Genomic DNA, 19,923 nt, shown 5'->3' with positions numbered 1-19,923 from the left:
GCGAGTGTAGCCCAATCCTGCCCTGTTCCCGGCCCCCCATTCAGGACGTTTGCGGCTGAAAAGGAGCCGCCACACACAGCTTTTCGCCCGCCTTGATGCGTTCGGCGAGTTCCTCGGTGTCGGGCATGGGGGTGTCGCCCACCTCGTTCGCCAGAAAATAGCGGTAGCGGCGGTAATGCTCGATGGCGGCGTATTTGTCGCGGGTCATACTCAGGCAGGCCATCAGGCGCTGGTGGTGGTCTTCGCCGATGAGGGGGTCGTGCCCCGCCGCCCGCACCAGGGCCTGCGCCGCCAGTGGGCACTCACGGGCCGCGCAGTGCAGTTCTGCAAGCGTCAGGTAGCCTGCCACGATGACCGAGCGGTGCTGCTGCCGCGCCGCCTCGACCCACTCGCCCTGAAGGTGCGGCAGGTACTCGCCCTCGGCACTCGCCAGCGCCTGACGCAGCAGTTCCTCGCGGGCGTGGGGGCTGTCCACCTGCTGGGCTTCGCGCAGGGCGCGGTGCAGGGCGTAGGTGTCGCTGGTGGCGACCACTTCCGGATGAAGCAGGTAACGCCCGGCCTGCTCCACGACCGCGTCGGGGCGGCCCAGCGCGGTTCGCAGGCGGTGCAGCGCCACCCGGAAGCGGTTGGCCGCCGCCGGGGTGTCCTCCAGTTCCCAGAGCTGCGCCACGATGTCATGGCGGTACTTGCCCTCGGGGTGGGCGTGCAGGAACCACATCAGCTCCTCGGCGCTGCGGGCGGGCCACACCACACTCTGACCGTCGAGAAGCACGTCTGCCTGCCCCAGCGACCGGAGCAGGAGTTGCGGGGCAGCCGAAGGGCAGACGGCAGGCTTGTGCGTGACAGCCTTCACACTTGCCAGTCTAGAGGGACGCGGGTAGCCCCGTGACCCTCCCCCCATTCTCTAAACGGTGCGCCAACGGGGTCGTCTCGGAAAGCCAGCCCAGCTTCATAGGGAAGCGGGGCGTATAACATGGGGCACATCCAAATTTTTCCAGGCGGGGGGGCAAGCGTTGAGGGCGATTTCTCTGTTGGCTCGAGGTGTGCTGTGGGTTCTGCTGCTGGCGCTGCTGGCCGGAGCCGGACTCTTTCTGTGGTTGCGCGGCCAGACTACGCCGCAGTGGGCCGGAACCATCACCACCGGGGGCACTCTGGGCAGCGAGGTGAAGGTGACCCGCGACGCCTGGGGCGTGCCGCACATCCGCGCCCGCACCGACGAAGACGCGGTTTTTGCCCTCGGCTATGTCCACTGGCAAGACCGCGCCTGGCAAATGGATTTTCAGCGGCGGGTGGCCCAGGGTCGCCTCTCCGAGGTGCTGGGAGACGCGACGCTGAATCAGGACAAATTTCTGCGCACTTGGGGCTTTCAGCGGGCGGCGCAGTCGGCGCTCCCGGCCCTCGCACCCCGCACCCGTCGCCTGATCGCCGCCTACACCGCCGGGGTCAATGCGGCGATGGGGTCGGGCAAGACGGCGCTCGAATTTCAGATTCTGCGCTATCGCCCGGAGGCCTGGACCGACGTGGACAGCGTGTCGTGGAGCAAGCTGATGGCCTTCGACCTCGGCGGCAACTACGAGCAGGAAGTGGTCGGCGCGGCGGTGGTCGGGCGGCTCGGGCAGGGCGGGCTGGCACAGGTCTTTCCGCCCTACCCGGCAGGCGCACCCACTGTCCTGAGCGCGGAGGAAATCGGGGTGCAGCACGAGGTGGCGGGGCCGCCCACCGACACGGCTGCCCACCTGACGAACGCGACACTGGCGGCGCTGCGGGCCAACCTACGGGCGGCGCAGGCGCTGGGGATGCAGGCGGTGCCGGGCAAGGGCAGCAACAACTGGGTCGTCGGCGGCAGCCGCACCAGCAGCGGCAAACCCCTCCTGGCCGACGACCCGCACTTGGCGCTCAGCAGCCCGATGCTGTGGTATCTGGCCGACATTCAGGGCAAAGACCTTAAGGCCATCGGCGCGAGCATTCCGGGCCTGCCCGCCATCGTCATCGGGCGCAACGAGCGGGTGGCCTGGGGCGTGACCAACGTGAATCCCGACGTGCAAGACCTCTACCTCGAACCCCCCGGCACGCCGCTGAGCAGCCGCACCGAGGTCATCAAGGTGAAGGGGCAGCCCGACGTGACCCTGACCGTACGCGAAAGTCGGCACGGGCCGATTATCAGCGGGCAGGGGGCCGGAACCCTGGGCGCAGGCGGGCAGCAGGTCGCGCTGAAGTGGACGGCGCTGCAACCGGGCGACACCACCATGGACGCTTTTCTGGGACTGAACTATGCCCGCGACTGGGCCGACTTCACCGGGGCGCTGCGTTCCTATGTCGCGCCCAGCCAGAACTTCGTCTATGCCGATGTGGACGGCAACACCGGGTACTACGCGCCGGGACGGGTGCCCACGCGCCAGGGCTGGGACGGGTCGCTGCCCGTGTCCGGCGACGGCTCACGCGAGTGGACGGGTTTTATCCCCTTCGAGCAGATGCCGCATACTTTCAACCCCGCCGACGGTCTGGTCGTGAGCGCCAACAACCAGGTCGTGCCCGAGAGCTACCCCCACAACCTCGGCAACGAGCGCAACTGGGCCGCGCCGTACCGTGCCCAGCGCATCACCGACCTGCTGACGGCCAAACCCGGCGGCCTCACGCTGGACGACATGAAAAAGGTGCAGCTCGACACCCACAGCCTCGTCTGGGACGACCTTAAGCCCTACCTCCTCGCCACCGTGCCGAAGGACGAAGCAGGCCGCCGGGCGCTTGAGCGGCTGCGCGACTGGGACGGCGATCTGACGGTGAGCAGCGTGCCGGGCACCATCTTCGAAACGTGGCTGATCGAGCTAGGGAAAATAGGCCAGGACGACTACGGGGACACCTTCACCCTGAACAGCCTCGCCGTGCGTAATCAACTGGCGACCCAGGGCGCGTTCTGCGGCAGCGACGGCACCTGCGCCGACGACCTCGCCCGCACCCTGGACGCCGCCGTGCGGCACCTGACCGAACGCCTCGGCCCCGACTCGAGCGGCTGGCAGTACGGCAAGCTGCACCGGGTCGCCAGCGACCACCAGGTATTCGGCAAGATTTCGCCCCTGAACCGGGTGTTCAACCACTCGGCCCCCACCCCCGGCGGCACCGACACGGTCAATGTGGCGCGGCCCGACCCCCTCACCTTCCGCCAGACGCACGGGGCCAGCTACCGCCAGATCGTCGACCTGAGCGACCCCAACCGCAGCCTCTACGTCGGCAGCCTCGGTCAAAGCGGCAACCCGCTGCTGCCCCACGCCGCCGACCAGCAGAACCTGTGGGTTCAGGGCGGCTACCTTCCCATGAGCACCGACCCCGCCGACTGGGGCCGCACCCAGACGCTGACGCTGAAATGACGCTATGCAAACGCGGGCCGGGATGAAGGTTTCCCGGCCCGCGTTTCCTTGCCGCTCAGGGCAGCGTAATGTCCATCAGCGGCACGACCCGGCCCGTTTCGCCCCGCACTTGCTGCACAAGTCGGCCGTCCACCCAGACGCTCAGGCGGCCTTGCGGCACATTCAGAAAGCCGTAGCGCCCGGAACCGTCGGTGGCAGCGGTGGCGACGACCTCACCCCCTGCGTTTCGCAGCTCGGCTGTGTGGTTGCCGGGCACACTCGCCACCACGCGCCCGCTCAGGCCGCGCAGGGTGCTGGCGGGCGTGCCCGTGCGGGCCACAAAGGTCGGGAAGGGAGCGCCCGCTTCGGTGGTCAGCTTGGGGGCCAGTTCGGGCCAGACCTGCTCCTTGGTGCGGGTTCCGGCGTTCACGTCCTTATCGGGCGTGCGGTAGGAGTATCCGGCCCAGCCCAGGCCCGCCGCCTGCGCTTTCTTGACCTGATTGACGGTGCTGACCTGATCGTTGAGGTAGATGGCCGCGCCGCTGACCTGCTCGGTAAGGGGGTACTTGGCCTTCAGGGCGGCGGCGAAGCTGTTCCACTGGTCGAACCACAGGGCCTGGTCGGCCACGAAGTCGCGCTTGTAGTTCATCATCACGTTCTGGTCGAGGTAGCCGAGTTTGACCCAGCTCAGCCAGTCTTGCAGCACCTCGGCGTAGGGACGGCTGCTGGTGAAGGCGGCCTCGTCCGCCGGGCCTGCGCCGTAGGTGATGGTCGCGGCGCTGACGGCCACGCCGGGCTTGACGGCCTTGACTGCCAGGGCCGTTTCGCGCACCAGATTGGTGACCTGCTGCCGACGCCACGCGCTCCACTGCGGGTCGGCAGGGTCGGGCGTTCCGGTCGCGCCCGTTTCAGTGCGGTAGCGTTCCAGCGCCGTGGGGTTGTAGCCCCACACGTTCGGGCCGCCTGCTGCCGGGTTGTAGTCGGTGTAGCGCACCCGGTCAAACTGCACGCCGTCCACGTCGTAGTTTTTTGCTACCGACACGTACATGTTCTTGATGTACTCGGCGGCGTCAGGATGACCGGGGTCCAGCAGCCAGTCGTTGCCTCCCCGCACCGTCCCGTCTACCTTGACCATCAGCCAGTTGTCGCGCCCCGTCGCTGCCAGCCCGTGCCGGTTGAAGGCGTGCTCGGCACTCTTGGGTGGCGTGGTGCTGTTCCAGATGGCGGTGGTGATGATCCAGGCATAGACGCGGATGTTCTGGGCGTGCGCCTTGGCGATCACGTCGGCCAGCGGGTCGAAATTCTCAGCCACGGCGGAGTCGTCGGTGCGAGGCATGGCGGCGTTGTTGCAGTAGCAATCGCCGCGCCGCCCCACCTGCACCATCAGCGTGTTGATGTTGGCGCGGCGGGCGGTGTCCACCAGTTGCGTGACTTCCTCGGGCGTCTTGATGCCGGGGCCGAAAGCGTCCACCCACAGCCCGCGCACTTCCCCGCTGGTGCCGGGGGCAGTGAGTTCGGGTTCGGGCGCGGGCCGCTGGTCGCAGGCGGCGAGTAGTAGAGCAGAAAGGGCGGCGAGAGCGAGGCGGGCCGGGGTGCGCTGAGACATGAAATCCCTCCTTGAGTCAGGAAAAATGCGGCAGAGATGAAACGCTCACGAACGGCTCTGGGTATCGGCGGCGTCACGCAGCGCGTCGCCCATGAAGTTGAAGGCGAGGACACTGACGAAGACGAACAGGCCGGGCCACAGCAGCCAGGGATAGTTGCTCACCACTTCGAGCTTGCTGGCGTCACGCAGCAGCAGCCCCCAGCTGGTCATGGGTTCCTTGATGCCCAGCCCCAGAAAACTGAGGGTGCTTTCGCCCAGGATGTACCCAGGCAGGGCCAGGGTCGCCGTGACCAGCAGAAAAGAACTCAGGTTGGGAATGATGTGACGCAGGATGACGCGTAGGTTGGACGCGCCGAGGGCCTGCGCCGCCGACACATAATCCAGCCCCCGTGCCGACAGCACCTGACCGCGCACCACGCGGGCGAGACTGGCCCAGCCGATCAAAGCCAGCACCGCCACGATGCCGGTGTACACCCAGGTCGAAGGCCAGCGGGCCGGAATCAGGGTGGCGAGGGCGAGCAGGATAGGCAGGCGCGGAAACGAGAGCAGCACTTCCACCACGCGCTGAATCAGGCTGTCCACCCAGCCGCCGAAATAGCCGCTGATGCCGCCCATGACGATGCCGATGGCGAACGAAATCAGCACCCCGATGACGCCCACCGTCATGCTGACCTGTGCGCCCACCAGCGTGCGCGAGAACAGGTCGCGCCCCAGTTGGTCGGTGCCGAAGGGGAAAAAGTAGCGCGGAACTGTCTCGCCATATTCGTTTTCCCCGTCAGGAACGCCGAACAGGTGCAGGTCGGTCTGCACGCCGTAGAAGGAATAGGGTTCGCCGCTCACGAAAAACTGAATCGGAACGGGCGTGGTCGTGTCGGGCACGGTCTTTTTGGCGAACGTCACCGGGTCGCGCTCGGTCTTGGAGCCGTAGACGAAAGGCCGCATCAGCCGCCCCTCGTGCACGACATGCACCGCCTGCGGGCGCTGGTATTCGTAGCCCTCGTGCTGGGTGGTGATGTTGTAGGGCGCGAGAAACGGTGAGAGCAGCGCCATCAGGTACAGGCCAATCAGCACCCAGCCTGCGAGGACGCCCGGCTTGGACTTGCGGTAGCGCCGCCACGCCATCTGGAGCGGTGTCCGGCTTTCCAGGCGAGTCACGAGTACCTCACGCGGGGGTCGGCCCAGGCCAGAGCGAGGTCGGAGAGCAGGTTGCCGATGAGCAGCAAGAAGGCCGAGAGCATCAGCAGGGTCATGGCGGTGTACTGGTCCTTGTTGAGCAGCGAGTCGTAGAGCAGCGGCCCGATGGTGGGCAGGCTCATGACGATGGAGATGATGATGGTGCCGCTGATCAGCGTGGGCAGGCTCAGGCCCGCCAGACTGATGAGGGGATTGATGGCGTTACGCACAGCGTGCTTCCAGACGACGCGGCCCTGGGGCAGTCCCTTGGCCTTGGCGGTACGGACATAGTCCTGCCCCAGCACGTCCAGGGTACTCGCCCGCATCTGGCGCATCAGGCCCGCCACCCCTTCCAAGCCCACCGCCAGCACCGGAATCCAGAGGTGCGCGAGCAGGTCGAGGACTTTGGCGAGCGACCACGGCGCGTCGATCATGTCGGGGCTGAACAGGCCGCCCACGTTGGTGCCGCCGAGTTGCCGCACCAGCACCACCAGCAGCAGCGCCGCCAGAAAGTCGGGAATGGCGAGGCCCACATAGCCCAGAAAATTGGCGATCTGGGCCGGAACACCGTGGCGGTTGAACGCCGTGTAGATGCCGAGTGGTACGGCGATCACCCACGTCAGTAGCAGGGTCAATCCGGCGATGAAGACCGTCCAGCCCAGCCGCTCCCCGATGATGGACGTGACCGGCGCACCCGACGCGAACGAATAGCCGAAATCCAGCCGCGTCACCACGCCCGTGATCCAGTTGAGGTACTGCTTCCAGGCCGGTTCGTTCAGGCCGAGTTGACGGGTAATGTTTTCGACCGTTTCCTTCGAGAAACGCGGGTCTTCGAGGTACTGATCGACGAACGACCCCGGCTGCAACTTGATGACGGCGAAACAGATCACCGAAATGAGCAGCAGCGTGGGAATCATGCCGAGAATCCGGCGAATGGTGTAGTTCAGCATGCGGGGGAGGGGCCATGAGCCGTGAGCGCCGAGGTCTTTTGCCTCATGGCCCACAGCCCACGCCCCACGGCTCCTTTACTTCTGGAAAATCAGCGGCACGGGGTTGTAGCCGGGAATCACGCCGAGGTTGTAGACGTAGTTGCCGTAGCGGTCGCTGATGGCCCCGATGTTTTCGGGCTTGGCGATGGGCGTGACCGGCAGGTTCTGGGCAAAGTTGAGCTGCCAGCGGGTGTAGAGCGCCTTGCGCTTGGAAGCTTCGGGCGTGGTCGAGGCGTCGTCGAAGATGTTGTAGATCTCTTTTTCCCAGGGGAACATCTTGGCGACGTTGGGCTTGTCCCCGTCCTTAGCAGGCATCAGCGAGCGGTGCCAGTAGTACAGCGCCCCGCCGGGCTGCCAGATGGGGCGGCGCAGCTCGGGGTCGGGCTGGTCCCCGAAGGCGTGCAGAATCATTTCCCAGTTGCCGCTCTGCCCCGTCGAGAGCAGCTTGCTCGACAGGATGCCCTTCAGGTTGACCTTGACGCCCACCTTGGCGAAATCGCTCTGAATGATGGCGGCCATCGGCGGGTACACGGGCGAGTCGGTGCCGTAGGTCAGGTCGAATTCCAGCGGCTTGCCGCCCGGCAGCAGGCGAGTGCCCGCGCCGTTTTTCTTGCTCAGGCCCAGCGCGTCGAGCGCCTTGTGCGCGGCGGCGAGGTCGAAACTGCCGAGCTGCCGGGTGGTGTTGGCGTAGAACGCCTTGTTGGCGGGTGCCACACCGTGACCGGGCAGGCTGGCGAGGCCGTTGTACACGGTGTCGATGATGCGTTCACGGTTGAGCGCACTCTGCATGGCGCGGCGGAAGCGCACGTCGCTGAACAGCTTGGCGAGTGCGGGGTCTTTGGCGTCGAAGTTGTAGGCCACGAAGGGCGGGCTGCCGAACAGCGCCGTGGAGCGCAGCACCTTGAACTTGCCGCCCGCCACTTCCTTCTGCTTGAGGTCGGGGAACTGGGCGCCGGAAATGTTGAGCTGGTCGAGGTTGCCCGCCAAGAACTGCGACACCTGCGCCTGCGGGTCACGAATAATCAGGAATTCGAGGGTGTTCAGGTAAGGCAGTTTGGTGCCCGCGCCGTCCACCTTCCAGTAGTTGGGGTTTTTGGTCAGGGTGACTTTCTGCCCCGCCGTGTACTTGCTGAGCTTGAAGGGGCCGGTGCCGACCACGTCGGCCTCGTTCACGTTGGTGGGCCACGCCTTGTTCACGTCCGCGCCGGTGAATTTGGCGAGCTTGTGCTGCGGCATGATGAAGTACCGCTGCTGGAGCAGGAAGGCGGGTGCGGCGCGGGGCAGGTCGAACTGCACCACGTAGTCGCTGACCTTCTTGATGGTCACGGGCTGACCGTCGAGCTTGAAATTCCCGGCGTCCCCAGCGCGGGCCTCGGGGTTCATGATGAAGTTCTTGTAGGTAAAGACCACGTCGTCGGCGTTGAACGCCTGTCCGTCCGACCACTTGACGCCCTGACGCAGTTTGAAGGTGTAGGTCTTACCGCCGTTGCTGACCGTCCAGCTCTCGGCCAGCGCGGGTTCGAGCTTGTAGGTGGCGAGGTTGAACTCGACCAGCCCGTCGAAGAGCTGCTGCGAAATCAGGCCGAGGTTGTTGTCGATGGCGCCGTAGTAAAAGAGGCTCTGGGGGCTGTCACCGAGGGCCAAGGTAAACGTGCCGCCTGCTTTGCCGTTCGTGACGCCGAGGGAGCCGTACCCCGTCACTTTTTTGGGGGCGGCGACGGCGCTGCCGAGCAGGGCGAGGCTGAGAAGGGCCACAGTGGTGCGCTTGAGCATGAAAAAACCTCCGGGGGAAGGGGGCGAGATTGTGGTATCTAGACCTCCACTCTAAGACCAATCACACACCAATAACAAGACCTTTAAGGTATTGGTCTGCAAGTGGTATGGTGGCGACGTGTCCTCTCCTGCTGCCCGGTCCGACGACCCGCCGCCCTGGTGGGTGCCGCTGAGCGCGGACGACGCGGCCCCGGCTTACCTGCAACTGGCCCAGGGATTGCGCGAACGGATTCAGAGCGGTCGGCTGCGCCCTGGCAGCGCCCTCCCTGCCGAGCGTGAACTCGCCGCGCAACTCGGCGTATCGCGGGTCACGCTGCGGCAGGGGCTGGAGGTGCTGGAAACCGAGGGTCTGCTGCGGCGTAAGCGGGGCAGCGGCACCTTCGTGGCGGGACCGGTTCACCCTTCGGCGCAACTGGGCCTGCTGAGTTCCTTCTCGAATGAAGTCCGTTCGCGTGGAGGCGTGCCGGGGGCCAGGGTGCTGAAGTTCGGACGGGGCCGCCCCACCGCGCCCGAAGCCCTCAGCCTGGGCCTCGCGCCTACCGAGGAGGTCTACCGCCTGCGACGGCTCCGCACCTCGGACGGCGAAGCACTCGCCATCGAGGAAAGTACGCTGCCTGCCGCGCTGATTGGGCCGCTGAGCGCCGCCGACGTAACCGACGCCAGCCTGTACGCGCTCCTGGGCGAGCGCCGCCTCGCTCCGGCCCGCGCCATTCGGCACCTACGGGCGCAAAACGCCGACCCCGAGCAGGCCCGGCTACTGGGCGTGGAGGTCGGTGCGGCGCTGCTGAACACCGAGCGGGTGTCGTGGCTGGCATCGGGTCGGCCCATCGAATACGCCCGCGCCTGCTACCGGGGTGACCGCTACGACTTCGTGATGGAACTGCATGGGGAAGAATCGTGAAGGTGCTGGGCCTGATGAGCGGCACGAGCGCCGACGGGGTGGACACGGCGCTGCTTGAAGTCGTGGGCGACGACCTGCTCTCGCTGAGTGCCCCGGTGCCCCGCGCCCGTGTGCTGGCGCATACTTTTACCCTTTACCCTGCCGAACTGCGAGAGGGCGTGCTGCGGGCCATGCGCGGCGAGGCCGACACCGCCAAGCTGACGCAACTGCACTGGGCGCTGGGCGCGGCGCTGGCGGACGCGGCCCGCGAACTGGCCCCCCGCGCCGACCTGATCGCCAGTCACGGGCAGACCGTGCAGCACCATCCCCGGCCCGACCCGGCACGCGGCTGGGCGCGGCCCGCCACGTTGCAACTCGGTGAAGCGGCGATGATTGCCGAGGCGACAGGCAAGCCCGTCGTGTCCGACTTTCGCCCAGCCGACCTCGCGGCGGGGGGCGTGGGAGCGCCGCTGGTGCCGTTTGCAGACTGGGCGATGTTTGCCGAAGAAGGGCGGCGACGGGTGCTGCTCAACGTGGGTGGGCTGGCGAACATCACCTTTTTGCCCGGCCTGGACGCGGGCGGTGTGGTGGCTTTCGACACTGGCCCCGGCAACGGCCTGCTGGACGAAATCGCTGCAAAGGTGGGGCAGAGCTTCGACGAAGACGGCAAGTTGGCCGCCCAGGGCCGCGAGGACGCCGCCACGCTGGAACGCTGGCTGGCCCACCCCGAACTGGGCACCCCGCCCCCCAAGGCCACCGGGCGCGAAGTCTGGACACTCTCGCGCCTGCCTGCGCCCACTCCCGGCCTGAGCGTGCCCGACCTGGCCGCCACCGCCACCCGCCTGACCGCCCGCAGCGTGGCGCAAGCCCTGCGCTTTTTGCCTGCTGCGGCGGACGAAGTGGTCATTGCAGGCGGCGGAGCCAGAAACCCGACCCTGCTGCGGATGCTGCGCGAGGAGTTGCAGGGCGTCCCGCTGCGCACCTTTGCCGACCTGGGCTGGGACGCGCATGGCTGGACCGACGCCACCCGCGAGGCCGCCGCTTTCGCGCTGCTGGGCTACTGCCACGTTCGGGGCTGGCCCAACACCCTGCCGCAGACCACCGGAGCGCGGCACGCCGTCAGCGGTGGCAAATTGACGCCCGCTCCTTTTCCCACTCCATCTTCCTCAAAGGACACCTGCCCATGACCGACCCCCGCCGCACCGAGCAGCCCCACCCCGACCACGCCGACCTCGACACCCTGCCCGCAGGTGCCCTGATTGAGACGCTGGCGGGCGACCAACTGGAAGCGGTGCGGGCGGTACAGGCGGCGGCCCCGCAACTGACGGCGGCCCTCAGCGCGGCGCTCCCCCGTTTGCAGGGCGGCGGGCGGTTGGTCTACGCGGGCGCGGGCACGAGTGGGCGGCTGGGGGTGCTGGACGCCACCGAACTGACCCCGACCTTTTCCTGGCCCCCCGAACGCGCCGTGCCGCTGATTGCCGGAGGCGAGCGGGCCATCCGGCAGGCGGTGGAAGGCGCCGAGGACAGCCGCGAGGGAGGCGAAGCAGACGTGCGCGGCGCGGGCGTCGGCCCGGCGGATGTGCTGATTGTCGTCGCCGCCAGTGGCACGACCCCTTACGCCCTCGGCGCGGCGGCAGCCGGACGGGAGGCGGGAGCGCTGACCATCGGCCTCGCCAACAACCCCGGTGCCCCCCTGCTGAGCGCGGTGGACTGCCCGGTGCTGCTCGATACCGGACCGGAACTCATCAGCGGCAGCACCCGGCTCAAGGCGGGCACGGCGCAGAAAATCGCCCTGAACACGCTGTCGAGCGCCCTGATGGTGAGGCTGGGCAAGGTGTACGGCAACCTGATGGTGGACGTGCGGGCCACCAACGCCAAACTCGAAGACCGGGCGCGGCGACTGGTGCAGCATGCCACCGGCGCGAGTGCCGAGGCCGCCCGGCAAGCGCTGGACGAATGCGGCGGTCACGTCAAAACCGCCATCGTAATGCTGAAGCTGGGCCTGAGCGCCGACGAAGCGCGGGAGCGACTGGAACGGGCAGACGGCCATGCCCGGCGGGTACTGGTCAGCCCGATGACGACTGCCGACTGAGACCCGCCGCCACCCGCGCCGCCGCCTCGGCATGGTCGCGCCAGGACACGTCTGCGCCCGGCCAGCCTCCTCGCACGAACTCCACGAACAGGGGACTGACCCGCAGCGCCCCCCCGGTAAAGCGCATGGGCACCTCTCCGGCGCGGGCCTGAACCCGCCTTCCCAGTTCTGTCAGAGACGCCGCCGCCTCTCGCAGCAGCCCCAGCGCCGCCGCGTCTCCCCTCCCGGCGGCGCGGCCCACGGCGGGGGCGAGCCGGGCGAGCGCGGAAGCTCCCGGCGCGGCGTAGGTGTAGGCCCGCAGGGTGTCCCAGTCCAGCCCGCCCGTGATGGCGGCGACTTCTTCGGCCAGTGGCCCCGTCGCCTCGGCCCCGAAATCGAGCGCGTCGGTCAAGTGGCGCAGCGCCCCCCGGCCCAGGCTGGCCCCCGCGCCGTCGTCTCCGATGCGGTACCCCCGGCCCCCGGCCCGCAGCCGCTCGCCCCCGGCGGTGACGTGGTAGGCGATGCTGCCCGTCCCCGCGTACACTAGCACCCCCTCGCCCGGCGCGAAGTGGGCGCGGTAGGCCAGTTCGAGGTCGGACTCCACACTCACCTGCGCGGGCGCGAGACCCAGGGCCGCCGCGAACCCCTCCTGAGCGGCGCGGGCCTGCGGCGTGCCCGCACTGATCCCCGGCAACCCGGCGTGGACCCGCAGCAAAGGCCGGGGCAGCGCGGGCAGCGCGTCGCGTAAGGCGCGTAGTGGCGCCTCGCCCGCCGGGGTCGCCAGCAGCGCGGCAGTCAGCGGGGCGACGCTTCCGGCCCCCACCCGCACTTCACCCCGCAGCAGCACCCACTGGGTTCCACTGCCGCCCGCGTCCAGACCGAGGGCGAAAGGCAGGGCGGCAGCAGGCGTATGGCAGGGCATGGCGCCAGAATGCCACCTTCACCCTCGCCCCACGTCTTTTCCGAAATATACGGAAGCCGGCATTGTGACCAGCCCGAGCCTGATTCAGCATGAGCACCACTCAAAACCCAGGGAGGACACTGCTATGACCGACCACCAACCCCGCGAAGTTCGCGCCCCTCACGGCCCCCACCGCACCGCCAAAGGCTGGGTCCAGGAAGCCGCCAAGCGCATGATGATGAACAACCTCGACCCCGAAGTGGCCGAGCACCCCGATAACCTGGTGGTGTACGGCGGACGCGGCAAGGCGGCCCGCACCTGGGAAGCCTTCGACAAAATCGTGGAAACGCTCGACCGCCTGGAAAACGACGAAACCCTGCTGATTCAGTCGGGCAAACCCGTCGCCGTGCTCAAAACCAACGAGTGGTCGCCCCGCGTCATCCTCGCCAACTCCAACCTCGTGCCGCACTGGGCCAACTGGGAAACCTTCGATAAGCTCGACCAACTGGGCCTGATGATGTACGGCCAGATGACCGCTGGGAGCTGGATTTACATCGGCTCGCAGGGCATCGTGCAGGGCACCTATGAGACGTTTGCCGCTGCGGGCAAAAAGCACTTCGGCGGCAGCCTCAAGCACACCATCACCGTCACCGCCGGGCTGGGCGGCATGGGCGGCGCTCAGCCCCTCGCGGTCAAGCTGGCCGGGGGCGTCAGCATCAACATCGAAATCGACCCCACCCGCATCCAGAAGCGCCTGGAAACCCGTTACCTGGACGAGGTGGCCGACAGCCTGGAAGACGCCATCAAAAAAGCCGAAGGGTACAAGAAGGACGGCATGGCCCGCTCCATCGGCGTGCAGGGCAATGCGGCGGAACTGGTGCCGAGGCTCGTGGAGATGAACTGGACGCCCGACCTGGTGACTGACCAGACCAGCGCCCACGACCCGATGTGGGGTTACATTCCCGTGACCGCCCCCGACGAGGACGCGAACAAGCTGCGCCAGGACAACCCCGAGGAGTACAAAAAACGCGCTTACGACGCCATGGCAAAGCACGTCCTTGCCATTCTGGAACTGCAAAAGCGGGGCGCGATTGCCTTCGACTACGGCAACAACCTGCGCCAGCGGGCCTTCGAGTGGGGCGTGGAGAACGCCTTCGACTACCCCGGTTTCGTGCCAGCGTTTATCCGAGACTCCTTCTGCGAGGGCCGTGGCCCTTTCCGCTGGGTGGCGCTGAGCGGCGACCCCGAGGACATCCGCGCCACCGACAAGGCACTGCTGGAACTGTTCCCGGACGACGAACGCCTGCAAAACTGGCTCACCTACGCCGCCGACCAGATCGCCTTCCAGGGCCTGCCCGCCCGCATCTGCTGGCTGGGCTACAAGGAGCGCGACCAGGCGGGCAAACTGTTCAACCAGATGGTCAGAGATGGCCGCCTGAAAGCCCCCATCGTCATCGGGCGTGACCACCTCGACGCGGGCAGCGTCGCCAGCCCCTACCGCGAAACCGAGGCCATGAAAGACGGCTCCGACGCGGTGTCCGACTGGGCGCTGCTGAACTTCGGCGTGGGTATCGCGTCGGGCGCAAGCTGGATGAGCTTCCACCACGGCGGCGGCGTGGGCATGGGCTTCTCGCAGCACAGCGGCTTTGTCATCGTGGCTGACGGCACCGACGAAGCCGAGCAGAAGCTCTCGCGGGCACTGGTCAACGACCCTGGCATGGGCGTGATTCGCCACGCCGACGCGGGTTACGACCTCGCGCTGGACGTAGCCAGGGAACGCGGGATTGACCTGCCCAGCCTCGGCATCGAGAACAAGTCAGCGGTAAACTGACCCCATGCGTATTTTTCTCAGCACCCAGAATCAAAAGACTGTCTCCCTGGAACTGACCCCAGAGCAGGCCGAGATTCTGGGTCTGGGGGAAGGCCCAGCAGGTCAGGCCATGCAAGTGACCCTAACCACGCAGCCCCAAGCCGTGAGGCCCGAACTCCTAGAGCAACTGGAAAGCTTGCTGGATGAACAGGCAGGACTCTACGAACGCCTGAGCAACGCGTGATTTACTTCAGCCTTCAGGAAGTTCTGGCCTTTCATGACCGCATTCTGGAACGGTTCGGCGGGCGCAGTGGAGTACGGGATATGGGTCTGCTGGAATCGGCACTGCAACAGCCCATGCTCACCGTGTTTGGGCAGGAATTGCACTCGACTCCCGAACTCAAGGCAGCGGCCTACCTGTACCACCTCGCCCAGAATCATCCATTCGTAGACGGGAATAAACGCACCGCCTACACCGCTATGGCCCTCTTTATGAGGGTGAACGGTTTTCATTTAAAAGCTGCCGAAGATGAACTGTTCGACCTGACGCTAGCCGTCGCCAATGGGCAGATGGAAAAAGAAGAGATAGCCGTGTGGGTGCTCGCCCACCGAATCGGATAAGCGCCACCCTCTCATCAAGCCCTACTCCTGATGCCAAAGTAGAAGACTTATAGAGTGACACCCTCGTAAAGCTCGTCCAGGCTGAGGCTCAGGCCCAAGCAAGGAATATGAATCTCGCCTTCTCCCACTACCTCCTGCAAGCGCCAGTCGCCGCCTTCTCGCTGATGCAGGTACACGCGCCGCTCGCTCTGCTCGGCTATCAGGTAGGTTTGCAGGGTCGGAATGCTCGTGTACATCGCATATTTTCCAACGCGGTCGTTCTGCGTGGTGCTGGGCGAGAGGACTTCCGCCAGGAGGGAAGGCGAAACGCCATATTGCTCATGCTGAGGCGCATTCAAAGGAAGCACCATGACATCAGGACAGAGAAAATCCTGACCGATTCGCAGCAGAAATTGCCCGTTGGAGACGCGAGCTTCATGTAGTGCAGCCGCCCCATACAGCCTGGCCGCAAGATTGCCTTTGATGAGTGAATGGGCTGAGGTCAGGTCTTCCAGTGTGCGAGTGAAAAAGGCGTATCCACCGACATATTCAGGCTGAATTGGCCCCGTCACCTCCCAAGCCAGATACTCTTCCACACTCATTTTCTGGAAAAAGCCTGTCACAGAGTCACTTTAGCGTTCCGAAAGGAGTCACTATGACCCAACCCACCCACCTGACCTATTCCGGCATTCCCACATTTGCCCGCGCTCCGCTGAGTGCCCCCGACGGCGACTGGCGCAGCGACGTGGGCGTGCTGGGCGTGCCGTTCGACATTGCGCTCGGCTTTCGCCCCGGCGCTCGCTTTGCGCCGCGTGCCCTGCGCGAAGCGTCGCTGCGGAGCGTGCCGCCCTTTACGGGTCTGGACGGCAAAACCCGCTTGCAGGGCGTCACCTTTACCGATGCCAGCGATGTAATTTTGCCCAGCCTGGAACCCGAACTGGCCCACCAACGCACCACCGAGGCCGCCCGCGCCGTGCGGCAGCGCTGCAAGGTGCCTGTATTTCTGGGCGGTGACCACTCAGTGAGTTATCCGCTGCTGCGGGCTTTTGATGACGTGCCCGACCTCCATATCGTGCAACTGGACGCGCATCTGGACTTCACCGACGTTCGCAACGACACGCGCTGGAGCAATTCCAGCCCCTTCCGGCGGGCGACTGAAGCGATGCCCAACCTGAAGCACATCACCACCATCGGCCTGCGCGGGCTGCGTTTTGACCCCGAAGCGGTGGCGGCAGCGCGGGCGCGGGGGCACTCCCTCATTCCGATGGAGGACGTGACCGCCGACCTGAATGCCGTCTTGGAACGGCTGCCACAGGGCCGAAACGTCTATCTCTCGATTGATGTGGACGGCTTCGACCCTGCCATCATTCCCGGCACGTCCAGCCCTGAACCCGACGGCCTGACCTACGCGCAGGGTATGAAGATTTTGAGCGCAGCGGCGCAGAAAAATAACGTGGTGGGCCTGGATTTGGTGGAACTCGCGCCGGGCCTTGACCCCACAGGCCGCAGTGAACTGCTGATGGCGCGGCTGATTATGGAAACGCTGTGCGAGATATGGGACAGGTGACGCTTAGGTATTCGGAAGTGGTCAAATCAGTTTATTTTGACCCTATTTTGATTGAAACTGATGAATCAAGCTACTCAATGACATTTAAGGCTGAGGTTTTAAGAACTCCAGAAAATAATTACTGTGTGCGAATTTATGAACGGGAGCAATACACGATGCAGCCCGCCTTCTTCGAATATCAGACTGCGGAATACTTTTGGATTGAGTCGGGTTTACCTTTACAATCGGAGACTATCTACGAATCGACACCTGAACTTGCCTTACAAGTCTTACTTGATCGCTTAAACACATTCTTATTGACGCTCTGAAGGATAAAAAATGAATACTCTTTACACCAACATTTCCCAGCTCGCCACCCCCCGCCCTGGCCCCCAGCGCGGCGCAGCCATGCGTGAATTGACTGTGCTGGAGGATGCTGCCCTGCTGGTTGGAGGCGGCCTGATTGAGTGGGTCGGCCCCGCTGCCGAAGCTCCGGCGGCCCCCGAAACTGTTGACCTGGGCGGGCGGGCCGTGGTTCCTGGTCTGATCGACCCACACACCCACGCGGTCTGGGCGGGCGACCGCCTGGCTGACTGGGAAGCCAAACTGGGCGGCGCGACCTATGAGGAGATTCTTGCCAGGGGCGGCGGCATTCGCTCGACCATGCGGGCCACGGCTGCCGCTGGCGTGCCTGAACTGGTGCGGCTGGCCCGTCCGCGTCTGCAAGCCCTGCGCGATTCGGGCGCGACGACGGTAGAAGTCAAGAGCGGTTACGGGCTGGACTTCGATGCCGAACTGCGAATGCTTCAGGCCGTGCGCGAGTTGCAGGGCGAATTTGAACTGATTCCCACGCTGCTGATTCACGTTCCGCCAGAACAGGGACGCGCCAAATACGTTCGGGGCGTCTGCGAGGAGCTGATTCCGCGTGTGGCCCGCGAAAAATTGGCGGCAGCGGTAGACGTGTTCACCGAGAAGGAAGCCTTCGACGTGGACGAAACCCGCGCCATTTTCGAGGCAGCCAGAGCCAATGGCCTGAAAATCAAACTCCACGCCGACCAGTTCCACGCCATTGGCGGCACCGAACTCGCCTGCGAGATGGGCGCACTCAGCGTTGACCACCTGGAAGCCAGTGGCCCCGCGCAGATGGCCGCCCTCGCCGCGTCGGACACGGTAGCGACGGTGTTGCCTGGGGTCACGTTGCACCTGGGCCTGCCCGCTGCCCCTGCCCGCGCCCTGGTGGACGCTGGTGCCATCGTCGCGGTCGGCACCGACCTCAACCCCGGTTCCTCGCCCGTGTTCAGCACGCAACTGGCGCTGGCGCTGGCTGTTCGCCTCAACAAACTCACCCCCGCCGAAGCCCTCACTGCCTGCACGGTCAACGCCGCCCACGCGCTGGGCCTGAGCGACAGGGGCAGCCTCAGCGTGGGTCAGCGGGCCGATTTTGCCGTGCTGCACGGCGCAGACTGGCGCGAAGTGGCGTACACGCTGGGCGCAAGTCCGGTGGCGGACATCTTTCTTACAGGAGCAAAACCATGATTCTGGACAACAACCTGACCCTGGAACAGTTCATTTCCGTCGTACGGCACGGCGAAAAAGTCGAACTCTCGGACGCCGCCCGCCGCCGCATTCAGACCGCCCGCGACGTGATTGAAAACATCGTGGAAGGCGACACCGCCATCTACGGCGTCAATACGGGCTTCGGCAAGTTCGAGAACGTGCAGATCGACCGCCACCAACTCGCGCAGCTTCAGCACAACCTGATTGTCTCGCACGCGATTGGGGTGGGCGAGCCGCTGCCTGCTGAAGTAGTGCGCGGGATGCTGCTGCTGCGGGCGCAGTCGCTTTCCCTGGGGCACAGCGGCGTGCGCCCCGAAGTCGTGGAATTGCTGCTGGCCCTGCTGAACGCCGGGGCGCATCCGGTCATTCCCGCGCAGGGCAGCGTGGGGGCGTCGGGCGACCTCGCGCCGCTGGCCCATCTCGCTCTCGCACTGATTGGCCTGGGCGAAGTCGAATATCACGGCCAAGTGCGGCCCAGTGCCGAAGTGCTGGCCCACCTGGGCCTGAAACCCGTCACCCTGCAGGCCAAAGAAGGGCTGGCCCTCATCAACGGCACGCAACTGATGGGCAGCCTGCTGGCGCTGGCCCTTCACGACGCCAAAGTGCTGCTGGGCACGGCGAATCTGGCGGCGGCGATGACCATCGAAGCCAAATACGGCTCGCACCGCCCGTTCGGGGCCGACGTGGTGGGCCTGCGCCCGCACCCCGGCGCGGTGGCGGTGGCGGCGCAGGTGCGCGACTTCCTGCACGGTTCCGAAATTGCCCCCAGCCACCTCACGGGCGACGGCAAGGTGCAGGACGCCTACAGCCTGCGGGCCGTGCCCCAGGTTCACGGGGCCACCTGGGACGCCATCGCCCAGGCCGAGCGCGTGCTGGCGGTGGAATTCGCCTCGGTGACCGACAACCCGCTCATCTTCCCTGAGACGGGTGAAGTGGTGTCGGGCGGCAACTTCCACGGGCAGCCCCTCGCCGTGACCATCGACGCGCTCAAGGTCGCCGTGGCCGAACTGGGCAGCATTTCCGAGCGGCGCACCGAGCAACTGCTCAACCCGGCGCTCAGCGGCCTGCCTGCTTTCCTGACCCCCCAGGGCGGCCTGAACAGCGGCCTGATGATTGCCCAGTACACCTCGGCGGCGCTCGCCAGCGAGAACAAAGTGCTGGCCCACCCCGCCAGTGTGGACAGCATTCCCACCAGCGCCAACCAGGAAGACCACGTTTCGATGGGCGCACACGCGGCGCGGCAACTGCGGGCCATCGTGCAGAACGTGGGACATATCCTCGCCATCGAACTGATGTGCGCGGCGCAGGGGCTGGATTTCCAAAAGTTGCGGGCTGGGCAGGGCGTGCAGGCCGCCTACGAGTACATCCGCTCGTTCGTGCCGCATCTGGAACAGGACCGCTACTACCGCCCCGACGTGCTGCGGCTGCGAGAAGAAATCGCGTCGGGCGAACTGCTCCGGGTGGCCTGTTCGGTAGAGTCCGGTGCGCCAGCCCCCTCCAAAGTCGGCCCGCAGACGGAGACGGAGCGGGACACGACTTCGCGGCACTGACCCGCTTTGGAATCCAAAGGGTCACAAGGGTCTGGGCTTTCCTCACATTCGCGGAGGAAAGCCCAGACCTTAGCTGTACTTTGGGGATATTCAAGGACCGCTGAATAATGCTGTGCAGGCGCG

17 protein-coding genes are annotated in these 19,923 nt (G+C 65.9%); 10 read left to right on the top strand and 7 right to left on the bottom strand.

Going from position 1 to position 19,923, the window contains the following annotated elements:
* Nucleotides 1-40: 40 nt before the first annotated feature.
* Nucleotides 41-853 (bottom strand): BTAD domain-containing putative transcriptional regulator, encoded by an 813-nt coding sequence (locus Q4C89_RS06305; protein ID WP_303101756.1) that lies wholly within the window; start codon nt 851-853, stop codon nt 41-43.
* A 190-nt stretch (nt 854-1,043) separates the two neighbouring features.
* Here Q4C89_RS06305 and Q4C89_RS06300 point away from each other — a divergent pair, with 190 nt between their 5' ends.
* On the top strand, nt 1,044-3,365 hold the full coding sequence (locus Q4C89_RS06300; protein ID WP_303101755.1) for a penicillin acylase family protein: 2,322 nt from the start codon (nt 1,044-1,046) through the stop codon (nt 3,363-3,365).
* Between the two features lie 55 nt (nt 3,366-3,420).
* On the opposite strand, the gene Q4C89_RS06295 is transcribed toward Q4C89_RS06300, so the two are convergent.
* The 4 genes from Q4C89_RS06295 to Q4C89_RS06280 all read right to left on the bottom strand — a co-directional run bounded on the left by Q4C89_RS06295 (nt 3,421) and on the right by Q4C89_RS06280 (nt 8,885).
* Nucleotides 3,421-4,950: a family 10 glycosylhydrolase gene (locus Q4C89_RS06295; RefSeq protein ID WP_303101754.1), complete on the bottom strand. Its 1,530-nt coding sequence runs from the start codon at nt 4,948-4,950 to the stop codon at nt 3,421-3,423.
* 45 nt (nt 4,951-4,995) lie between these two features.
* A complete protein-coding gene (locus tag Q4C89_RS06290) occupies nt 4,996-6,072 on the bottom strand; it encodes an ABC transporter permease (protein WP_303101766.1) in 1,077 nt (358 codons plus the stop codon).
* Between the two features lie 29 nt (nt 6,073-6,101).
* A complete protein-coding gene (locus tag Q4C89_RS06285; RefSeq protein ID WP_303101753.1) occupies nt 6,102-7,073 on the bottom strand; it encodes an ABC transporter permease in 972 nt (323 codons plus the stop codon).
* Between the two features lie 75 nt (nt 7,074-7,148).
* Nucleotides 7,149-8,885 (bottom strand): ABC transporter substrate-binding protein, encoded by a 1,737-nt coding sequence (locus tag Q4C89_RS06280; protein ID WP_303101752.1) that lies wholly within the window; start codon nt 8,883-8,885, stop codon nt 7,149-7,151.
* 118 nt (nt 8,886-9,003) lie between these two features.
* On the opposite strand from Q4C89_RS06280, the gene Q4C89_RS06275 reads away from it, so the two are divergent.
* The 3 genes from Q4C89_RS06275 to murQ are packed head-to-tail and all read left to right on the top strand — an operon-like array spanning nt 9,004 to nt 11,857.
* Nucleotides 9,004-9,786 (top strand): GntR family transcriptional regulator, encoded by a 783-nt coding sequence (locus Q4C89_RS06275; protein WP_303101751.1) that lies wholly within the window; start codon nt 9,004-9,006, stop codon nt 9,784-9,786.
* Entirely contained in the window at nt 9,783-10,952 is a 1,170-nt protein-coding gene (locus Q4C89_RS06270) for an anhydro-N-acetylmuramic acid kinase (protein ID WP_303101750.1), read from the top strand. Before Q4C89_RS06275 ends, Q4C89_RS06270 begins: the two co-directional genes overlap by 4 nt.
* Nucleotides 10,949-11,857: an N-acetylmuramic acid 6-phosphate etherase gene (murQ, locus tag Q4C89_RS06265; RefSeq protein ID WP_303101749.1), complete on the top strand. Its 909-nt coding sequence runs from the start codon at nt 10,949-10,951 to the stop codon at nt 11,855-11,857. Before Q4C89_RS06270 ends, murQ begins: the two co-directional genes overlap by 4 nt.
* Here murQ and Q4C89_RS06260 read toward each other — a convergent pair.
* Nucleotides 11,832-12,758, bottom strand: coding sequence for an N-acetylglucosamine kinase (locus Q4C89_RS06260; RefSeq protein ID WP_303101748.1), 927 nt, complete (start codon nt 12,756-12,758; stop codon nt 11,832-11,834). The two genes, murQ and Q4C89_RS06260, sit on opposite strands and share 26 nt — an antisense overlap.
* Before the next feature lie 124 nt (nt 12,759-12,882).
* Here Q4C89_RS06260 and hutU point away from each other — a divergent pair, with 124 nt between their 5' ends.
* From hutU to Q4C89_RS06245, 3 genes are read left to right on the top strand one after another with little or no spacing between them, the layout of a single operon-like run.
* Nucleotides 12,883-14,568 carry a urocanate hydratase gene (gene hutU / locus Q4C89_RS06255; protein WP_303101747.1) on the top strand — a complete coding sequence of 562 codons (1,686 nt, stop codon included), beginning with the start codon at nt 12,883-12,885 and terminating at the stop codon, nt 14,566-14,568.
* 4 nt (nt 14,569-14,572) lie between these two features.
* Entirely contained in the window at nt 14,573-14,791 is a 219-nt protein-coding gene (locus Q4C89_RS06250; RefSeq protein WP_303101746.1) for a hypothetical protein, read from the top strand.
* On the top strand, nt 14,788-15,168 hold the full coding sequence (locus tag Q4C89_RS06245) for a type II toxin-antitoxin system death-on-curing family toxin (RefSeq protein WP_303101745.1): 381 nt from the start codon (nt 14,788-14,790) through the stop codon (nt 15,166-15,168). Before Q4C89_RS06250 ends, Q4C89_RS06245 begins: the two co-directional genes overlap by 4 nt.
* 47 nt (nt 15,169-15,215) lie before the next feature.
* Here Q4C89_RS06245 and Q4C89_RS06240 read toward each other — a convergent pair whose 3' ends face one another.
* The gene (locus tag Q4C89_RS06240; RefSeq protein WP_303101744.1) at nt 15,216-15,770 is read right to left on the bottom strand and encodes a Uma2 family endonuclease; all 555 of its coding nucleotides are present in this window, start codon (nt 15,768-15,770) and stop codon (nt 15,216-15,218) included.
* A gap of 32 nt (nt 15,771-15,802) precedes the next feature.
* Here Q4C89_RS06240 and Q4C89_RS06235 point away from each other — a divergent pair, with 32 nt between their 5' ends.
* The 3 genes from Q4C89_RS06235 to hutH all read left to right on the top strand — a co-directional run bounded on the left by Q4C89_RS06235 (nt 15,803) and on the right by hutH (nt 19,800).
* Nucleotides 15,803-16,714 carry an agmatinase gene (locus Q4C89_RS06235; protein WP_303101743.1) on the top strand — a complete coding sequence of 304 codons (912 nt, stop codon included), beginning with the start codon at nt 15,803-15,805 and terminating at the stop codon, nt 16,712-16,714.
* A 318-nt stretch (nt 16,715-17,032) separates the two neighbouring features.
* Complete coding sequence (gene hutI, locus Q4C89_RS06230) at nt 17,033-18,229, top strand: imidazolonepropionase (RefSeq protein WP_303101742.1); 1,197 nt, start codon at nt 17,033-17,035, stop codon at nt 18,227-18,229.
* Nucleotides 18,226-19,800: a histidine ammonia-lyase gene (hutH, locus tag Q4C89_RS06225; RefSeq protein WP_303101741.1), complete on the top strand. Its 1,575-nt coding sequence runs from the start codon at nt 18,226-18,228 to the stop codon at nt 19,798-19,800. Before hutI ends, hutH begins: the two co-directional genes overlap by 4 nt.
* The last annotated feature ends 123 nt before the right edge of the window (nt 19,801-19,923 follow it).

This window comes from Deinococcus sp., from assembly GCF_030523985.1.
In the GTDB taxonomy this organism is placed as follows: domain Bacteria; phylum Deinococcota; class Deinococci; order Deinococcales; family Deinococcaceae; genus Deinococcus.
Note: the sequence above shows the minus strand (reverse complement) of the source record. Positions and strands in the feature narration are given on the sequence as shown.

What these genes read in the sequence shown, in the direction of transcription:
- Q4C89_RS06295 (WP_303101754.1), bottom strand. Translation starts at nt 4,950, where the DNA reads ATGTCTCAGCGCACCCCGGCCCGCCTCGCTCTCGCCGCCCTTTCTGCT.
- Q4C89_RS06290 (WP_303101766.1), bottom strand. Translation starts at nt 6,072, where the DNA reads ATGGCGTGGCGGCGCTACCGCAAGTCCAAGCCGGGCGTCCTCGCAGGC.
- Q4C89_RS06285 (WP_303101753.1), bottom strand. Translation starts at nt 7,073, where the DNA reads ATGCTGAACTACACCATTCGCCGGATTCTCGGCATGATTCCCACGCTG.
- Q4C89_RS06280 (WP_303101752.1), bottom strand. Translation starts at nt 8,885, where the DNA reads ATGCTCAAGCGCACCACTGTGGCCCTTCTCAGCCTCGCCCTGCTCGGC.
- murQ (WP_303101749.1), top strand. Translation starts at nt 10,949, where the DNA reads ATGACCGACCCCCGCCGCACCGAGCAGCCCCACCCCGACCACGCCGAC.
- Q4C89_RS06260 (WP_303101748.1), bottom strand. Translation starts at nt 12,758, where the DNA reads ATGCCCTGCCATACGCCTGCTGCCGCCCTGCCTTTCGCCCTCGGTCTG.
- hutU (WP_303101747.1), top strand. Translation starts at nt 12,883, where the DNA reads ATGACCGACCACCAACCCCGCGAAGTTCGCGCCCCTCACGGCCCCCAC.
- Q4C89_RS06250 (WP_303101746.1), top strand. Translation starts at nt 14,573, where the DNA reads ATGCGTATTTTTCTCAGCACCCAGAATCAAAAGACTGTCTCCCTGGAA.
- Q4C89_RS06235 (WP_303101743.1), top strand. Translation starts at nt 15,803, where the DNA reads ATGACCCAACCCACCCACCTGACCTATTCCGGCATTCCCACATTTGCC.
- hutI (WP_303101742.1), top strand. Translation starts at nt 17,033, where the DNA reads ATGAATACTCTTTACACCAACATTTCCCAGCTCGCCACCCCCCGCCCT.
- hutH (WP_303101741.1), top strand. Translation starts at nt 18,226, where the DNA reads ATGATTCTGGACAACAACCTGACCCTGGAACAGTTCATTTCCGTCGTA.